This is a genomic window from Fontimonas sp. FW305-C-3 (assembly GCF_058783185.1).
Window position 1 is genome coordinate 61,261 of the sequence record NZ_JBYSYK010000004.1, and the last position, 18,766, is coordinate 80,026.

11 protein-coding genes are annotated in these 18,766 nt (G+C 67.5%); 5 read left to right on the top strand and 6 right to left on the bottom strand.

The features are described from left to right. Window positions 1-12: 12 nt before the first annotated feature. The 4 genes from AC3WUF_RS15820 to AC3WUF_RS15835 all read left to right on the top strand — a co-directional run bounded on the left by AC3WUF_RS15820 (window position 13) and on the right by AC3WUF_RS15835 (window position 5,486). The gene (locus AC3WUF_RS15820; RefSeq protein WP_492427321.1) at window positions 13-1,317 is read left to right on the top strand and encodes an OprO/OprP family phosphate-selective porin; all 1,305 of its coding nucleotides are present in this window, start codon (window positions 13-15) and stop codon (window positions 1,315-1,317) included. A 121-nt stretch (window positions 1,318-1,438) separates the two neighbouring features. Continuing rightward, entirely contained in the window at window positions 1,439-2,086 is a 648-nt protein-coding gene (locus AC3WUF_RS15825; RefSeq protein ID WP_492427323.1) for a TetR/AcrR family transcriptional regulator, read from the top strand. Window positions 2,087-2,154: 68 nt separating this feature from the next. Beyond that, a complete protein-coding gene (locus tag AC3WUF_RS15830) occupies window positions 2,155-4,683 on the top strand; it encodes a TonB-dependent receptor (protein ID WP_492427325.1) in 2,529 nt (842 codons plus the stop codon). A gap of 23 nt (window positions 4,684-4,706) precedes the next feature. Then, window positions 4,707-5,486, top strand: coding sequence for an alpha/beta fold hydrolase (locus AC3WUF_RS15835; RefSeq protein WP_492427327.1), 780 nt, complete (start codon window positions 4,707-4,709; stop codon window positions 5,484-5,486). Between the two features lie 55 nt (window positions 5,487-5,541). Here the strand turns inward: AC3WUF_RS15835 and AC3WUF_RS15840 are convergent, their stop codons facing one another. Further along, on the bottom strand, window positions 5,542-7,959 hold the full coding sequence (locus AC3WUF_RS15840) for a DUF4394 domain-containing protein (protein ID WP_492427329.1): 2,418 nt from the start codon (window positions 7,957-7,959) through the stop codon (window positions 5,542-5,544). Between the two features lie 255 nt (window positions 7,960-8,214). Here AC3WUF_RS15840 and AC3WUF_RS15845 point away from each other — a divergent pair, with 255 nt between their 5' ends. After that, window positions 8,215-8,817, top strand: a complete 603-nt coding sequence (locus AC3WUF_RS15845) for a hypothetical protein (RefSeq protein WP_492427331.1) — start codon at window positions 8,215-8,217, stop codon at window positions 8,815-8,817. A gap of 54 nt (window positions 8,818-8,871) precedes the next feature. Here the strand turns inward: AC3WUF_RS15845 and AC3WUF_RS15850 are convergent, their stop codons facing one another. From AC3WUF_RS15850 to bcsA, 5 genes are all read right to left on the bottom strand, one after another. Continuing rightward, on the bottom strand, window positions 8,872-9,264 hold the full coding sequence (locus AC3WUF_RS15850) for a hypothetical protein (RefSeq protein ID WP_492427333.1): 393 nt from the start codon (window positions 9,262-9,264) through the stop codon (window positions 8,872-8,874). Beyond that, the gene (locus AC3WUF_RS15855) at window positions 9,261-13,229 is read right to left on the bottom strand and encodes a cellulose biosynthesis protein BcsC (protein WP_492427335.1); all 3,969 of its coding nucleotides are present in this window, start codon (window positions 13,227-13,229) and stop codon (window positions 9,261-9,263) included. The genes AC3WUF_RS15850 and AC3WUF_RS15855 overlap by 4 nt, the downstream gene beginning before the upstream one ends. Then, window positions 13,217-14,359, bottom strand: coding sequence for a cellulose synthase complex periplasmic endoglucanase BcsZ (bcsZ, locus tag AC3WUF_RS15860; protein WP_492427337.1), 1,143 nt, complete (start codon window positions 14,357-14,359; stop codon window positions 13,217-13,219). The genes AC3WUF_RS15855 and bcsZ overlap by 13 nt, the downstream gene beginning before the upstream one ends. After that, entirely contained in the window at window positions 14,356-16,530 is a 2,175-nt protein-coding gene (locus tag AC3WUF_RS15865) for a cellulose biosynthesis cyclic di-GMP-binding regulatory protein BcsB (protein ID WP_492427339.1), read from the bottom strand. Before AC3WUF_RS15865 ends, bcsZ begins: the two co-directional genes overlap by 4 nt. Window positions 16,531-16,633: 103 nt before the next feature. Then, window positions 16,634-18,751, bottom strand: a complete 2,118-nt coding sequence (gene bcsA, locus AC3WUF_RS15870; protein ID WP_492427341.1) for a UDP-forming cellulose synthase catalytic subunit — start codon at window positions 18,749-18,751, stop codon at window positions 16,634-16,636. Between the last annotated feature and the right edge of the window lie 15 nt (window positions 18,752-18,766).

Here is an 18,766-nt window from a genome sequence, read left to right on the forward strand (position 1 = left end):
CCGGAGTTCGCGATGCGTACCTGCCTTGCCCTGTCCACGTTTGCGATTGTCGCGACGCTCAATGCCACCAGTGCCCTCGCGGCCGACGAACTGCTCGAAACCCTCGCGCAGAAGGGCGTGATCACGATGGAGGAGTACGAGAAGCTCAAGACGCAGCGCAAGACCGCGCCGGCGCTCAACCTCGATGACGGTTTCCGCATCGCGTCCGGCGATGGCAGCTGGACGCTGCAGCCGGGCACCCTGCAGCAGCTCGATGGCGCCAGCTATTCGGACGACGTCACCGACCTGTCGTCCGGCACCGAGATCCGCCGTTCGCGCCTGTCGGTCGGCGGCACCTTCCTGAAGGACTGGCAGTACCGCGTCGAGTACGAGTTCGCCAGCGGCAGCGCCGCGCTGACCGATGCCTACGTCAGCTACAACGCGCTCAAGCCGGTGGTCGTCACGGTCGGCCAGTTCAAGCCCTCGTTCGGCATGGAAGCGCTGTCGCAGGACAAGAGCGCGACGTTCATGGAGCGCGCCCTGCCGTTCTATCTGGTGTCGCCGCTGGTCGTGCGTGCGCCCGGCGTGCAGGTCGCGACGTCCTGGGCCAGCGGTTCGCTGGCCGGCGGTCTGTTCGGCGAGCCGCTCGGCAATGCGCAGGCGGGCGACGAGGGCTACGGCGCCGCGGCGCGCGTGACCTGGGCGCCTTACCTGGAAGGCACCCGCCTGGTGCATCTGGGCGCTGCCGCGCAGTGGCGCGTGCCGACGCAGGACAACAGCACCAACGCGACCGGGCCGCGTTTCGAGACCGTGCGCTTCCGCGCCAAGCCGGAGTCGAACATCCTGTCGCAGCGCTTCGTCGACACCGGCGAGATCGTCGACGTCAAGGACTTCAGCCTGGCCGGCGTCGAACTTGCCGCGGCGGTCGACGCGTTCTCGCTGCAGGCCGAGTACCAGCAGGTCGCTGTCGCGCGCGAGAACGGAGCCGAGGATGTCGACTTCAGCAGCAGCTACGTGCAGCTCGCCTACACGCTGACCGGCGAAGTGCGGCCGTACCGCGTCGACCGCGGCGTGTTCGAGGGCGTCAAGCCGGCCAAGCCCTTCGGCGCTGGCGGCTGGGGCGCGTTCGAAGTGGCGGCGCGCTACAGCGAGATCGACCTGACCGACGGCCCGATCACCGGCGGCCGCGAGCGCAATGCGACGGCGGCGCTGAGCTGGTATCTGAATCCCTTCGTCCGCATCAGTGCCAACTACGTGAAGGTGCTGGACGTCGACGGCGGCAGCTTCGACGGCGAAGAGCCGGAGATCTGGCAGGCGCGTCTGCAGCTGGCGATCTGATCGTTTGTCTCCCTCTCCCCGCGCGCGGGGAGAGGGAGCAGGGCCGGAATTGAAACGATCGTTCGGTTGATGTACTGTCCACATAAGGTCAGAACACAATCATATTGAAACGATCGTTCAGATGAAATCTACGGTCATCCACAGCCGGTTGGCGAGCGCCTCCGAGGAATTGCCGAACCTGCCCGGGCTGCAGGGCACGCGGGCGGCGATCCTGCGCGCGGCCTTGAACCTGTTTGCGACGCATGGCTTCGGCGGTACCTCGGTGCGCGACATCGCGGCGAATGCCGATGTGCAGCCGGCGACGATGTACGCGCATTTCCCGTCCAAGCAGCATGTGCTCGCCGAGCTGACCCGCATCGGCCATGAGGAGCACCAGCGCCGGCTGCGCGCCGCGCTGCTCGAAAGCAGTGCCGATCCGAACGACCAGCTGGCCAAGCTGGTTCGCGCGCATGTGCGCATGCATACCGACTATCCGATGCTGGCTGTCGTCGCCAATGCCGAGCTGCACGCGCTCAATGTGGAGTTCGCCGATGCCTCGCTGGCGCTGCGGCGCAACAGCGAGCAGCTGATGATGGAAGTGGTCCAGCGCGGCATCGACCGGGGTGCGTTCGCGGTGCCGGCGCCGTGGATCGCGCTGGCGGCGATCGGCGGCATGGGCGTGCGCGTCGCGCACTGGTACAGCGAGAACCTTGGCATGTCGGCGGAAGCAGTGGCCGATCACTACGCCGAGTTTGCATTGCGCATCGTGCAGGGGAAGAGCTCCGGATAGGAGCCAAGGTCGCGCCCGTTGCGGCGGCGGGCGCACCAGGACAACAGCCGTGGGCGGTCAGGAGAGTCATGAGCTACGCAAACCAGGGGGCTGGTCGTGCGTTGGGGGTCGCTGTCGCGTTGTTCGCGGTCATCGGCACGCCGGCGCTGCACGCGCAGGAGGACGCTGTTGCCGATCCGGTCGAAACGCCGGAGCCGGGGCTCGAAAGCATTCCGGTCGAGACGCTGCGTGAAGCGGCGCCGCCGCAACAGCTCGCACCGCCGCCGCAGCATGCGCGGCTCGAGGAGATCGTCGTCACTGCGCAGAAGAAGCTGCAGTACGTCGAGGACGTGCCGATCTCGATGTCGGTCGTCGACAATAAGTTCATCAGCAACTGGGCGATCACCGACGTCCGCGAGGCGATGCTGTTCGTGCCCAACGTCAAGGTCGAGGAGGCCGGCTTCTTCGCGTCGCCGCGCGTGCGCGGCTTCAGCTTCAACAACAACAACAAGGCCTTCGAGCCGCCGGCCGGCGTCGCGCTCGACGGCATCCCCTACACGCGTGTCGAGTACTTCAACTCCGCGATCTTCGACATCAAGCGCATCGAAGTGCTGCGCGGACCGCAGGGTACGACCTTCGGCAAGAACACGACCGCCGGCCTGATCCACATCATCTCCAACGATCCTACCGAGGAATGGCAGGGCCACGTCGATGTTCAGGCCGGACAGCTCGACCGCGAGCGCTATGAAGCGGCCGTATCCGGCCCGCTGCTCGGCGATCAGCTGCTGTTCCGCGTCGCTGCTTTCACCGAGAGCCGTGAAGGCTTCGTCGACAACACGACGGCCGCAGTCTCGCCCATCGCGGCGAAGCATCTGCGCGGCGTCGACCGTCACGGCCTGCGCATCAAGCTGCGCGCGCCGGATGTGTTCGGCTCCACGCTCAAGCTGGCCTACGAGGACGTCGAGCTCGGTTCTCTCGGTGCCGGCGCCGAGATGTTCAATGCCTCGCCGCAGATCATGTCGGTGCTGCGGCGTTACGATCCGGATGCCGACTTCGTCAAGGGCAACTACATCGCGTCGATCGACGAACCCGATGGTCGCGAGGTGCGGATCAGGACCGCCTCCGGCGAATGGACACGCGCCTTCGGCGAGTGGAACGTCGTTGCGCTGGCCGGCCATTCGGTGCTGCGCAGCGAGCTCGATGTCGATACCGACTTCACGCCGGCACCGGCGATCTTCGGTCATGACGAAGACCGGTCGCCGACGACGACGTTGGAACTGCGCGCCGAATCGCCGCGCTTCGACGGCCTGTTCGGTCTGCAGGAACTGTTCGGTGCCGATCTCGGCAGCAGCAGTTTCCTGATGGGTCTCTACATGCAGGACCGCGCGATCGAGGGCTCCGGCTTCGAGTTCCGCATCGGCACCGTGCCGTTCCTCGAGCTGACGCTGGCGGCGAATCAGGACGAGCCGGTGCAATCGGTGCTCGACCTGATTCCGCCGGACATTCTCGCCAGCCTGTTCGCGGCGATCCCGACCAACTTGCCTGGCGTCGGCGCCGCCGACGAAGAGGTGCAGCAGGGCTTCGACCAGCAGGCGCGCGCCTACGCGGTCTACGGCCAGGTCGACTGGAGTTTCGCGGATGCCTGGGGATTGCAGCTCGGCTTCCGCTACAACCAGGAGGACAAGGACGCGCGCTGGAATTCGGCGTACACGCAGGGACTCGGCGTGGTGCTGCGCCTGTCCGGCATCACCGAGTTCGAAGCAGAACGCGAAATCTCCGAAGAACAGTTCACGCCGAAGATCGCGCTGAGCTACAAGTTCAACGAAGACCTGTCGGCCTTTGTGCACTACGCGAAGGCCTACAAGGGCGGCGGCTTCAATGCCTTTGCGTTCCGCGATGTCGACGAGGAGCTGGTCTACAAGCCCGAGATCGCCGAAGAGTGGGGCCTCGATCTGAAAGGCGTGCTGGCCGACGGGCGCGTCAAGCTGAACCTGTCTCTGTACCGGCAGGACATCGACGACTTCCAGGTGCTGACCCGCGTGCCGGATGCATTGACGATCGGCCTGGGCGTGACGAAGGTCGAGAACGCCGCGAAGGCGCGTGCGCAGGGCGCGGAAGGCGACATCACCTGGCTCGCGGCCGACTGGCTGACCTTGATGGCGGCGGTCGGCTACAACGACACCGAATACCTCAGCTTCAAGACCAACGACTGCCCGGCGGACCAGGACAACACCGATGGCGACGACGACGAGCGCTGCGACGCCACCGGCCGGCCGTTCGCGTTCGCGCCGAAGTTCAACGGCACGCTGCTCGCCAACACGCGCTTCGAACTGGGCCGCAGCGGACTCGCGCTGACCTTCGGCGGCGCGGTGGAGTATCTGACCAAGCAATATCTCGACATCGATCTCGACGAGCGCAAGGTGCAGGAAGCCTTCGCGCGCTATCGGGCGTCGATCGGTATCGAGGATCGCCGGCGCGGCTGGTCGTTCAAGATCCTCGGCGACAATCTCAGCGACGAGCGGACCTCGGTGCGGCAGGGCGACATCGTGCCGGGATTGTTCGTCAACCTGCAGGACCCGCCGCGGACGGTCTACGGCCAGTTCCGCTGGACCTTCTAGACGCGCAAGCAACGAGATCATTCATGGCGACGTTCAACAACGGCGATGCGACGCTGTACTACGAAGTCCACGGTGAAGGCACGCCGGTCGTGCTGATCCACGGGCTGGGCTCCAGCGCGCTCGACTGGGAGTACCAGTTGCCGGCGCTGCAGCGCTACAAGGTCATCGCGCTCGACCTGCGCGGCCACGGCCGCAGCAGCCGCGCGCCGGTGCCGATCAGCATGCGGCTGTTCGCCGACGACGTCGCGGCACTGCTTGGACATTTGGGCATCGCGAGCGCGCACATCGTCGGTCTGTCGCTCGGCGGCGGCATCGCCTTCCAGTTCGCGCTCGATCACCCGCGGGCCGTGAAGTCGATGGTCATCGTCAACAGCGGGCCGCACGCGGTGCTGGAGACTTTCCTGGCGCGCTTCGTCATCCGCCTGCGCTTCGTCATCATCCGCCTGTTCGGATTGCCGAAGCTGGCGACCGTGGTCGCCAAGAAGCTGTTCCCCAAGCCCGAGCACGCGCACAAGATGCAGGTGTTCGTCGAACGCTTTGCCGGCAACGACGTCGACAGCTATCGCGCTTCGCTGCGCGCGCTGCTCGGCTGGAGCGTGCAGGACCGGCTCGGCGAGATCGCCGCCCCGACGCTGGTGCTGACCGCGGACCAGGATTACACCCCGGTCAGCTGGAAAGAGGAATACGTGGCACGCATGCCGCAGGCGGCGCTGCGTGTCATCGCCGATTCGCGGCATGCGATGCCGATCGAGAATCCCGAGCCGTTCAACGCGGCGCTCGTCGAGTTTCTCGACGCTCACTGAGACGCCCACGAAAAAGGCCGGCCCCTGACGGAGCCGGCCTTCGCTGCAGCAGTGCTTACTTGACGAGAACCGCGAGGCCGACCAGCGGCGCGGTGCCGGCCGGTCCGATCGCGCTCGCTGCCGCGTCCACGCCGACCGGCGTCGCCGCACCGGTCGCGAGGTTCACGCGATACAGCTCGGAGCCACCGCCGGAGGTCTGCAGCGCCGCCAGCACGATGCCGTTGGTGCCGCCGGCAATCTCCAGATCGCCGATGTCCGACACGTTGATGCCGAGCGCGCCGACCGAGGTCAGCACGCCGGTGTTCGGACTGACCGGGGCGCCGCCGACGCTGCCCTGGATCAGCAGCGAATCGCTGGCCGAATCGAGCGTGAACAGCGTGGTCGTCAGCGTGCCGCTGAAGTTGTTGTTGTAGGCCGCGGCAAACACGCTGCCGGCCGGCAGCAACGGCGTGTCGGTGATGACGGCGCCGGTCGTCACGTTGGCGCGCAGGTTCTGCTCGGCCGTGTTGACGATGCGCAGACGGTCGACGACCGGATTGAAGTCGGCGGCAACGGCGGCCGTCGGCGTCAGGCCGTCGAAGGCATCGCCCGCGGCGGCAACCAGCGGCGTCGCCGCACTCGCCGCGCCCGTTGCCGGGTCGATGCGATACAGGCGGTTGGCGTCGGTCACCGCGACCAGGTCGCCGTTGGCCGGACGGACGTCGATACCGACGACGTTCTCGTTGGCCTGCAGACCGCTGATCGCGCGATCGTCGGTCAGCGTGCCCGGCGCCTGCGGCGTGAAGCGGACCAGACGGTTGCTGTTGGTGACGCCGAACACCGTCACGACCGGATTCGCCGTATAGCTGATGCCGCTGACCTTCTCGGTCAGTCCGCCGGACGTGCCGATGCCGTTGATGCGGGTTGCCGCGCCGGTCGCCAGGTTGACGCTGTACAGGTCGGAGACCGTTGCGCCGGCAACGCTGATTGCGGCCAGCGCCGCGCCGCTGCGGCCGTTGATCTCGAAGTCGACCGAGTCGGCATCGACGCCGAGCGCACCGATCGCCGTCGTCACGCCGTCGTTCGGCGGATTCTGCAGCGCCAGCGTATTGGTCGTCGTATCGATGACGAACAGGCTCGTCGTGCCGATTGTGCCGGCGCTGCCGAGGCTGTTGGTGTATGCCGCGCCAGCCGCGCCGGTGACGGCGCCATTGAGCGCGCCATCGGTCGTGACCAGACCGGTATCGACGTTGATGCGCAGGTTCTGGCCGTCGGCGCCGACAACGCGCAGGCGATCGACGAGCGGGTTGAAGTCGACGCCGACAGCGCCGGCGCTAACGCCCGAGAACGGTGCGCTGGCATCGGCCGGATCGGCGCTCAGCGTCGACAGCAGGGTTGCCGCGGCGGTCGCCGGGTTCACCGTGTACAGCTTGTCGGCGCTGCTCAGGACCACGAGGCTGCCGTTGGCCGGACGCAGGTCCGCGCCGAGCACGGTCTCGCTGCCGAGGCCGCCGATCGCGGTCGGGCCGGTGCAGAGCTTCTGCGGTGCCGCGCTGGTGAACGAGACGAGCTTGCCGGAGGCCGTGACCGCGGCGAGTTCGCCGAGAGACTGGGCCGGAGCGGTCGCGGGCGCTGCAATCGCGAGGCCGCGCAGGGTTTCGCCCGCGGCAAGACCGGTGACGCTCATTGCGCCCGAGGCCGAACCGGTCGTCAGATTGATCGACGAGATGCTCGAACCGCTGCTGCCGCCGAGAACGGCGAACGCGCTGTTCGTGCCATCGGCTGCGGTGGCGATCTCGAAGCCGTCGACGCCACTGCTGGCGCCGCTGCCCAGACTGCCGACGCTGGTGACGACACCGTTGTTCGGATCCGAGGTCGTCAGCAAGCTGCCGTTCGTGCTGTCGATGTAGAACAGCGTGGTGCGGCAGGTCGAGGCGAAGCTGTTGGTGTAGGCCGCCGCGCTGATGCCGGACTTGGCAGTGCCGGATTCGTTGAGCGTGCCATCGGTCGTGACCAGGCCGCTGTCGACGTTGATGCGCAGGTTGAGGCCGCTGTCGTTGACGACGCGCAGACGATCGACGACCGGGTTGAAGTCGACACCGAAGTCGCCGGTGCCGAGGGTCGTGTACGGATTGCTGGTGTCCGCCGGATCGGCGGCGAGTGTCGACTTGAGCGTCGCGGCGCCGCTGTCCGGATCGATGGAATACAGGCGACCGCTGCTGCCGAGCGCGATGATCTGGCCGGCCGGGGTGCCGCCCGGACGGATGTCGATGCCGAGCACGGTCTCGCCGGACTGCAGGCCGGTGATGCTGCTCGCGCTCTGCACTTCGGGATCGGTGCGGTTGAACGCCACCAGGCGGTTGTTACTGGTCAGTGCATAGGTATCGGCTGCCAGTGGAGTGGAATCGTTGTCGTCGCCGCTGTTGCAGGCCGTGAGGCCGGAAGTCAGGGTGCAAACTGCCAGCAGCACCCAGGTTGTGCTTGTATTTCGCATTGCTCTCTCCGTTCGGGGGACACCTCGAAAAGGGGCTTACGTGCATAGGCCAGCAATGGATGCACAGGCTCGCTCCCTACACAAAACTGCAATGTGGCGCTCATGACGAACGTCACACCCTGCAATCGGCGCCGCGACGGCGGCGCAATTCGCGTGCCCAGGAAAAGCGGGCGCATAACAAGCACTTGCGATTCAGTTCCGATTCAATGGCAGACGCCACCCTAGTCGCCTAGCCAGTGATTCGGAGTTTTTGTCATGAACAAGCAGATGCAGCATCTGGTCCTTGAGGCGCTGGAGCACGAGCGCGGCGGCATCGATGTCTACTTGCTTGCCGTCGAGACCGTCCGCAATGCCGATCTCAAGAAGGAGTTCGGCGCCTATTTGCACCAGACGCGTCAGCACGAGCGTGTGCTGCTGACCGTCTGTGAGGAGCTGGGTCTCGATCCCGAGGCTGAGACGCCGGGGCGGCCGAACGTTCGCGAGAACGGCAGGGCCCTGGTCAGCGCCATCATGAAGGCGCGCAAGACCGGCAATGCCGATCTCGCCGAACTCGTCGCCTGCGAAACCGTCGTGCTCGCCGAGACCAAGGATCACGCCAACTGGGAATTGCTCAACCAGGTTGCGCGGGCCCTGAAGGGCGATGAGCGCCAGAGCCTGCAGACCGCGGTCGACGAGGTCGAGGACGAGGAAGACGAGCACCTCGATCACTCGAAGGGCTGGTGCCGCGAACTGTGGATGAAGTCGCTGGGCCTGCGCGCCGTGCTGCCGCCGCCCGAAGAGCGCAGACACGTGAAGACCGCGATCGGTGCGGCACGTGCCGAGAAGGCGCGCGGCTCGATGCGCGCCACCCGGCACTGATGCCTCAGCCGGGCCTGCGGCCTGTGTCGATGGCGTCGGTGCTGTGTGAGGCCGCTAGCGTGCCCACAGCGCCGGCGGCGCCGGCAGTCGCGGCGTGTCGCCGTCGAGCATGACGATCTGCTGGCGGTCGGCGTCGATGCGGCGCGCGATCCAGTCGCGCAGCGCATCGCGATTGGCGGCGATCGTCGGGTTGTCGATCGCCAGGCGCGCGGCGCGGTCGAGCAGGTCCAGCGCCGAGAACACTTCGCCGCTGCGCGCCCGCGCCACCGCGAGGTTGTTCAGCGCCACCGCGTCGTAAGGGTTTTCGCCGAGATCCGCCTCGAGCTGCGCCATCGCGCTGTCGAGCCGGCCGGATTCGAGCAGGCCGAGGGTTTCGCCCTGGGCGCCGGCGTTCGCCGCGAGCAGCAACGACAGCGCGGCGAGCGGCAGCTTGATCATGCTGTTCATGGCAGGGCTCCGCGCTGCAGGTCGGGCGTCGAGAATGCGCCGCGTGTGCCGTCGCGATCGGTGAAGTGATAGCGAACGTAGAAATGCACGACGGTCTCTTCGTAATCGCGCGCGTTGTCGAGCGACACCAGGCCGCCGGCGGACATGCGATCGTTGAAGCGGAATTCCATCGTCGCGCCGAACTTGTAGCCGAGGCCCGAGACCTTCTGCGATTCATAGCCGAGCGGAATGTCGTTGGTCGGCTCGAACTCGACGATCTCCTCCAACTCGTCCTGCAGCGCCGGGAAGCCCGGATACAGCGGCGCACCATCCTCGCGGAAGGTCTGCAGGCCGAGCGCGGCGTCGACACGGTAGTCGAGCCGTCCGCGGCGGCCGGTCCAGCTCATCGGCACGTTGACCGCGGTGAAGAACTGCGGGCTGAAGTAGCCGCCGTGGCCGAAGGTGAAATGCCGCAGATTGCGGTCGTAGCCGAAGCTCGTCAGGTTGAGGCCGACGGTGACATCGCCGGCGCGGCGGCTCTGCAGCACGCGGAAGAACAGGCCGCCGCCGAACTCGAGCATGCTGTTCTCGTCGACATTGCGGCCGCCGAGGCCGTAGTAGGCACCGCTCACGTACATGCCGTAGCTGTCGAGGTCGTAAGCGACATCGACGCGGCCGCCGGTGCGCACGACGCCGCCCCAGCGCAGGCCGGTCAACTGATCGGTGGTGCCCGCATACGACAGCAGGCTGTCGGTCACCGCGCGGCGCGACAGCTCGCCGGTGATCTGCAGCTCCGTCGTCGGCCGCGTCAGCCAGCGCATGCCGCCGACGAAGTTCTCGATGTCGAAGCCCAGCGGCGTGGTGCCGACGTCGAGGCTCAGCTCGCCGATGTTGTAGTCGAGCGCGAACGCAATGCCGTTGGCGGACTGCTGGTCCTCGTCGAGTTCGCCGTTGACGAGTGCGCCGGTGCCAAAGCGCACCGTGTTGCGGCCGGCCGGCGTGCCCGAGTCCAGAATCACCGGGCGCGCGCGGACGCCGAGGCGGCCGGCCTCGAACTCGCGCGACGCGAGATCGATCGGCGTCTCGATCGCCAGCAGGCGCGACAGGCCGGCCTCGCCCTGGCGGCTGCGCGTCGCAAAGCTGCCGGCCACCCAGGGCGCGAGCCCGGCTTCGAGGCGTTGCAGCTGTTCGGCTTCGCTCGGCCGCGTTGAGGCGAGCCGCTGGCTGCTGTTGTCGAGGCGCAGCTGCAGGCCGTCGCGGTCGGCGCTGCTGTCGGCCTTGGCGATGGCGGCGGTCGTGTTCTTGCCGCCGACGGCGGAATCGAGGCGGAAGCCGCCGAAGCGGCTCGCCGCGGCGCCGCCCGGAGCGGGGCCTGCATCGCCGGCGCGCGGCAGCAGCGGGCCGACCGACTCGGCATTGTCGTTGAGCAGTTCGCGAACCGGATCCGGCAGATGCACTTCGCTCTGCGTGCGTGGGTCGATCAGCACCAGCACCGGCATGACCGAGTCGCGGCGTTCGCGATCCTCGAGGTCCGCGGCGCGCCGCAGCAGGCGCAGGGATTCGGCGCGATTGCCGCGCTGATCGGCGAGCCGCGCGGCAGCGCGGTCGATCGCCGGATCGTCGGCGCCGCTGGCGCGCGCCTCGGCGATCCATTCGTCGGCGGCATCGCGGTCGCCGGCGGCAAGCGCGGCATCGATCGCGCTGAGCCGGACCTCGGCATCGTCGGGATGGCTGCGGCGCATCGCGTTGGCGATGGCGAGCGCCTTGTCGGTATCGCCGGCGCTGATGAACAGGCGCGACAACGCCATCTGCACGCGCGGCTGGTTCGGATAACGCATGACGACTTCGCGCAGCTGCGCATACGCCGCGGCGAGATCGCCCTTCTCGCGCAGGCGATCGGCGAGCTTGATGCGATAGCCGACGATGAGGTCTTCCAGCGTGCTGTGCTGCGCGGCCGACATCGTGTTGGCGCGGATCAGCGCGGTGGTCACCGCTTCGAACTCGGCATCCTGGCCGAGTTGCAGCAGCAGCGCGGCGTACTGGATCGAAGCGCCGGGCGCCGGCGTCTTCTGCGCGAAGGCCTTGCGCAGTGCCGCGACGGCGCGCGCCGGATCGCCCATCGCGCTCCAGCCCTGCGCGATCGCCGAGGCGTATTCGGGATCTTCGCCGGCGGCGGCAATCGCCCCGTTGAGATACTCGACCGCCTGCACCGATTCGCCGATCGCCGCGGCCTGCGTTGCGCGCTGCAGCTCATACTGGATCCAGCTGCTGCGCTGCAGGCGCACCGATGCCGCATCGCGGCGCTCGGCCGGCACGCGCTCGAGCACGATCAGTGTCTCGTACCAGCGCTGCGCTTCGGCAAGCGCATAGGCCTGCGCGAGCGTCGCGTCCGGATTCGCCTGCGGATCGGTGCTGCTCAGATTCTCGAGCAGGGTGTCGGCATCGACGCTGCGACCCATGCCGCGGTACAGGCGCGCGAGGTCGAGACGAATCCAGGGATCCTCCGGCGCGGCGGCGAGGGCCTGCTGCAGGAAACCTTCGGCCTGCGAGTTCTTGCCGGCCGCGACGGCATTCGCCGCACGGGCGCGCAGCAGTTCGACCTGCACCTTGCGCAGCGGCGCCGACGACTGCCGCGACTTCGACAGCAGCTGATCGAGTTCGCTGTCGCGCTGCTGGGCGAGCAGCAGCTCGGCCATCTCGCCGATCAGCGGCGCGGAATCCGGTTCGCGTGCGAGACCTTCGCGCAGTACGCGTTCGGCCTTCGCCACATCGCCGAGCTGACGCAGCACGGCGGCGTAGTCGCGGCGCACGTCGGGATCGGCGTAAGGCTGCAGCGCCAGCGCCGACTCGTAGGACTGTGCCGCCGCGCGCCACTGGCCGCGCTGCTGGGCATTGCGGGCATCGACAACGCGATGCCAGTAACGGCTACTGGTCAGCGCTGTGTTGAAATCCTTGCGCAGCGACGGCTTGGCGGCGACGGCCTGCGACAGCGCCGTATCCGCTTCCGCGAAGCGCTGCTGGCGCAGGCGCACCAGGCCGAGTCCGGCCAATGCATCGGCGTCGCTGGCGTTCTGCTTCAGTCGTGCCGTGAAGAAGCGCTCGGCGCCGCCGATGTCGTTGGCTTCCAGCGCGTCGTAGCCGGCGCGCAGGCTTTCCGCGCGGCTCGCGTCGGCGCGCGCCTGCGCCTGCGCCTTCTGCTGGCTGGAAAGATTCGCCAGCTTCTCGGCCAGCTCCTTGTCTTCGCCGGCAGCGGCGAGGTAGCGCTCATAGAGACCGCGATCGGCTTCGGTCGCCTGCAGCCACACTAGCGCGTTGCGCTGCGCGGTGCGCGCTTCGGCACGCAGGGCTGGCGTGCGCTCGGCCAGCGCATCGAGCGCCTGGATGCCTTCCCTGCGCGTGCCGCCGCGATAGGTCAGCACGCGGGCGTGGGCGAGCGCATAGCGCGGGTCGCCGGGATTGTCGGTCATGCCTTTGCGCAGGCCGTCGCGCGCGGCATCCCAGCCACTGCTGGTGCCGGCCAGCGTCTCGTAGTACTCCAGCGCGACATCGGCGGGCGGCTTGCCGTTCGCATCGAGCAGCGACGCGTAGGCGGCGATGGCGGCATCGGCGTCGCCCTTGCGGGCGAGTTCGCGGGCCTGGGTCAGCGTCGCATCGCGCTTGGACGTCGCGGGCGCGCCCGAAGCGCGGCGCTGCAGCGCCGGTGAATCCGGTGCGAGCGCGCGCAGGCGCGACTCGTAGCTGGCGGCGGCCGCGGCGCTGCCGTTGCGCGCTTCGAGGTCGATCAGGTGCTCGAGCGCGGTGATGTTGTTGGCGTCGGAGGCGAGCACGCGCAGCCAGGCTTCGCGCGCCAGATCGGGGCGGTTGCGGCTCTCGAGGAATTGCGCCTGCTGCACCAGCTGCTCCAGCGCAGCGGGATCCTGCGCCAGCGCGTTGCCGCCGCAGGCCAGCAGCACGGCAACGGTCAGAACCTGTTTCAGCTGTGCCATGCCGGGACTAGCCTCCCACTCGCGTCGAAGTGAAACCAGCCATCGTCGAATCCCTTGCCGAACAGCACCAAGACCTGATCGTAATAGCGTGCCGGATTTCCATAGAGATCCTGCTCGTGCGTATCGAGTACGCGCTGCCGCGAGCGCTTGAGCAGCGCCTCGTTGCCGACCGCGCGGAAGTACGGCAGCAGCGCCGCGTCGAAGCCGACCGGCGCGGTGCCTTCGATCCAGCTGCTGCGCGCCGCCCATTTCTCCGGGATGCGCTTGGCCTGGTCGACCATGTCGACATAGCCCTTGAGGTTGTCGCGCAGCTGCTGCACCGACGGATTGGCCGCCGGGCCGAAGCCGGCCCACAGATAGACGCGAATGGCGTCGTAGCTGCCGAGGCCGCCGCTCTCGGTGTCGAGCTCGTGACGTTGCTCGCGATACTGCGACCAGTCCGGGATGCGCCCGGTCGGCGACAGCGCGGCCATCGCTTCCGGATACTGGCGCAGCAGTTCGCCCCACGGTCCGGCCGGTTCCAGCGCGGCGAAGCGCAGCATCTGCAGCGGCACGAGATAGGACGGATTGAGCCGCTGCCGCTCGACGAAGTCGAAGCCCTGCGGTCCCGGCTTGAGCAGCGTCGCGCCATTGGGCAACTGCCAGACGGATTGCTCGCGCACCAGCTTGAGCAGGCCGCGCGCCTTGGCTTCATAGGCCGGCTTGCGCCACAGGCGCGCGGCTTCGAGCAGGTTGTAGGCAATCCACAGATCGGCGTCGCTGGCCGGATTCGGATCGAGAATCTTCTGCTGGCCGTCGTCGCCGAGGCCCCACAGCCAGGCCGGCAGCTGGCGCGTCAGATCGCCGGCGGCGAGATTGCGCTCGGTCCAGTCCAGCAGTTTCTGGAAGGTCGCCGCGTCGTTGGCGACCAGCGCGAAGAACATCGCATACGACTGCGCTTCGGAGACCGTGCGGCCGCCGGTGGTCCAGTCGACGACGCGGCCTTCCTCCGTGACGAAAGCGGTGCGGAATGCGCGCCAGTCTTGCCACTCGGATTTCCTGCCCGGCGCACGGACGTCGGCACAGGCCGCCTGCGCCAGCGTCAGTCCCGCCAGCAGACCCATGCCGAGCTGGGCGAGCCAGTGCCTCATTGCGAAGGCGGTACCCGTGATGCCGCGCGACGGCGCAGCATGGATGCCGCTAGGCGCGCGCCGAGCAGCGCGAGCAGCACCGCGAGCGGGACGATCAGATACGGATGCAGGCGCATCCAGCGCACCGCCGCATACCACCACGGCAGGCTGCCGACCGTGTAGGTCTCGCCGAGCTGATAGCCGCTGATCTGCTTGGGCGTCACCAGCACCAGGCCGCCTTCGACGTACTGCGAGCGGCCGGGATCGACCATCGCCAGCACGACGTCGCGCGGATCCGCGGTCGCGGTCGTGTAGACGGCGACGACGCTGTTGCCGCGACCGAGCGGAGATTCGAATTGCAGCATGGCGCCGAGCGCGGAGCCGGTCTGTACCAGCACGCGGCCGGCATAGTGCTCGGCATCGCGGACCTGGCGGCCTTCGATGCGGGCCTGTAGCACGTCCATCGCCGAAGCCTGCTTCAGCTCGACGCCGTCGGCGCTCAGGCCCAGTACGCTGGCTTCCTCGAACTTCTCCGGCAGACCCTCTGCACCCGCCGGCAGGATCAACAGCAGATCGCGATCGGCAACCGATTCGATCGCCGACAGCGTCACGACCTGCAACTGCACCGCGGCATCCTGCGACCAGCGGCCGATGTGGCCAAGCGTGATCAGCGCTGCCGAGATGTCGGAGGCGGTGGGTGTATCCGGCAGCACGACGGCGGTGTGCGAAAGATCAGCGTACTTCGAGAACGGGAAGCCGCCGCTGACCAGCTTCTGCAGTGCCGGCATCTCCGCGAAGTGTGCATACGGCGACAGCTTCACCTCGCTGCGCGGATCGATCGATCCCTGCAGAGATTCGGAGCGGAAATCTTCGCAGGCCTTGCTGGTGTCTCGAATGAACTGGTACTGCGCGATCAGTCGATTCTTCGCCTGCAGGCTGCTCGGCGGTACTTCAAGCTTGAGCGGCCGCGTGACGTTGTCGTCGGCGACGCCGCTCTTCGGATTGAGCAGCGCCGAGCCGAGATACTGGTTGTTGAGCGAGATGTTCAGCGACGACTTCGCACTCGACACGCGGCTCGCGCGATAGCCGACTTCGATCTGGCCGCCGCTCTTGCCAAGGAAGTACAGGTCCGGCGGCAGCGCGAATTCATAGGTGACTGGGCCCGGATTCAGACCGGAGACCGAAGCCGGGCCGAGCAGGTGATTCTTCAGCGCGATCGGCATGCCCTGCGCCGGCCAGCGCGGCGACTGCCAGGCCTGCTGCGGATCCGGCAGCTTGAGCTCACTGACGCGTGCGGCTTCACCACGCATGACCATGCTGCCGAGCGAGAAGGCCTGAGCGACTTCGACCAGGCCGGCATCGTCAGGCGCGGAGAACACCAGAAGCTGGCCGGAGGGATCGCGCGGATTGCGGATCGCGCGGACTTCCGCCGTCGCGCTGCCGGTCTGGAACAGCACCGCGTTGCCGTCCGGGGCAGGACCGAAGCTGACCGGGAAATCCGCGCCGCGGTAGTCGGCTTGCGCGCCGAACCACGAGGCAACGATGCCCGCCGCGCGGATCGTGCCGCTGTCCGGGGCATTGCTGAACACGAACGGCAATACCAGGCGCTTCTGGCTGGCGGCTTCGAACCAGGGCCCCGGCATCTTGTCGAGCGTCGGCGGCAGTTCGATCTGGCGCAGACGCAGCTTCACGCGGCTGTCGTTGGAGATGTCGGCCCACAGCGTTGAGCTGGCGGGGTCTTCGCATTCGCCTTCCGCCGCGTAATGGCCGACAAGTTCAAAGCGGATTTCGTTCTTGCCGAGCAGCAGCAGCGGATTGATCGGAATGCTGTAGCTGGTGCCCGCCGAGGTTTCCTTGACGAGCGGCTGCGTCCACACGACTTCGCTGTTGACCAGCACGGTGAGGTGGCTGAGGTCGGGGCGCATCGACGGCGAGTGCGCCACGCGCAGCTCCAGCGTTGCTGCCAGTGCGAGCTGGTCGCTGCGCAGATTGAGCGGTACCGAGGCTTGGCCGAAAATTGTCTTCAGGCGCAGCGGATAGTCGATGCCCAGGTCGCGCAGGCTCAGTTCGACTTCGGTCTCGGTGCCGGCCGCGGAGGTCGCGACGGCGTTCTGCGCCGCAGCGCCATGCGCCGCGCTCAACAGGCACAGCGCGCTCGACAGCAACAGCCAGCGGAACGGTCTGGAGTACATGGCGCTTCTGCTCGTGGGGCTGCTCGTGTGACTCATAGGGCTGCTCTTTGGGCTGCGGCTGAGGCGCTACGGCCTTGAGGATGAAGGGAAGGAGTGTTCGATGTCATGCGCCCTGCGTTCCGCTGCGGCGCAGGATGCGCTGGAAGAATTCGGCGCTGAGCCAGCGCATGAACTTGTAGCTGCCGAGTACGCCGTAGCGTGCAACGGTGGCGAGCGCGCGCAGCGGACGGTCTTCCGGCTGGCCCTGGCGCCACTGGATCCAGGCGTCGGCGCGGCCGTAGAGCGCATTGACCAGCGCGCTCTCCTGTTCGACGTCCATTTCGTCGAACTGCACGGCGGTGACCTTCTGCCCCGCGCGGCGCACCTTGGCGTTGAGCCAGGTGTCGGAGCGGCGCGGCACCAGCACGACCTGCACCGAGTCGCCGTTGGCGATGCCGAGATCCGGCGCGCCTTCCAATGCGGCGCCGGAGTAGGAGACGTCGAGCGTGTTGATTTCCTGCACGGGCTCGCCGGGGCCCTTGCGGATCAGCGCCGGCAGCTTCACGCGCACGCGCACCGACTGGCGCACCTGGCGGGTTTCGGAGGCAACTGCCAGCGCGCCGCCGATGATGATGAGGTTGTACAGCGTCCAGCCGAGATTGAGCATCACCGTGTCGGCGTGCTCGGCTTCGGTGTAGAGACGTACGGCACCGACCATCAGGCCGATGAAATTGAGCAGGAACAGCAGGTAGTACGGCCGCGCGATGTCCTTGTCGAAGTAGTCGCGATTGACGATGCCGCCCTTCGCCGTCACGTTGAACTTGCCGAGCTTGGGATTGATGAATGCCAGCAGCGTCGGCCACAGGATGAAGGTTGCCAGCACGGTCTCGTAGACCTCGGACCAGAACGAGTGGCGGAACGGTCCCTGGATGCGGCTGTTGGTCATCGTCGCCAGCACGACGTGCGGCGCGGCGTAGGCGAGCACCATCCAGCCCTGTGCCTTGATGATGTCGGCGCCGAGCAGCAGGTAACCGAGCGGCGACGTCAGGAAGATGATGCGCGGCAGGCCGTAGAAGAAATGCATCATCGCGTTGGCGTAGCAGATGCGCTGGCCCCACTTGAGGCCCTTCATCAGGAACGGATTGTCGACGCGGAAGATCTGCGCCATGCCGCGCGCCCAGCGGATGCGCTGACCGACGTGCGCGGACAGCGATTCGGTCGCCAGGCCGGCTGCCTGCGGGATGTTGATGTACGCGCTCTTCCAGCCCAGCGAGTGCATGCGCAGCGAGGTGTGCGCGTCTTCTGTCACGGTCTCGGTCGCGATGCCGCCGATCTGGGTCAGCGCGGTGCGGCGCAGGACCGCGCAGGAGCCGCAGAAGAACGAGGCGTCCCAGAAGTCGTTGCCGTCCTGGATCAGGCCGTAGAACAACTCGCCTTCGTTGGGCACCGTGCGGAAGGTGCCGAGGTTGCGCTCGAAGGGATCCGGCGAGAAGAAGTGGTGCGGCGTCTGCACCAGCGAGACCTTGGGGTCGGCGATCATCGAGCCGACCGTCATCTGCAGGAAGGAACGCGTCGGAATGTGATCGCAGTCGAAGATCGTGATCAGGTCGCCGTGCGTGACCTTCAGCGCGGCGTTGATGTTGCCGGCCTTGGCGTGCTTGTTGTCGCCGCGCGTCAGGTGCGTGACGCCGACCTTCTCGCAGAACTCGCGGAACTGCGGCCGGCGGCCGTCGTCGAGCACGTAGATGTTCAGCTTGTCCTTCGGCCAGTCGAGCGACAGCGCGGCGAGCACGGTGGGCCGCACGACTTCGAGCGGTTCGTTGTAGCTCGGGATGAAGACGTCGACGGTCGGCCACAGCGCCGGATCGTCCGGCAGGTCGGCCGGCCGGCGGCCGAGCGGCCAGGCGGTCTGCACGTAGCCGAACAGCAGGATCGTGTAGGCGTAGAACTCGGCGAACAGCAGGCCGGACGACAGGAACAGGTCCCAGCTGTTGAACTGCGGGCCGATCGGCAGCGTCTCGGTGACGCGCCACCACAGGTAACGGGTACTCGCGAGCAGCGAGATGATCATCAGCGTGATGATCGCGGTGCGGCTGCGGCTGCGCCGCACGAAGTAGGCGGCGATCACCAGGCCGACGGCGCCGCCCGCCTGCCACTCCAGCGACAGCGGAGTCGCAATGAAGACGTAGGCCGGAATCAGCAGCAGCGCCGCCAGCAGCACCCCCATCAGGCTGGAGCGCATGCCTTCAGTCCGGTC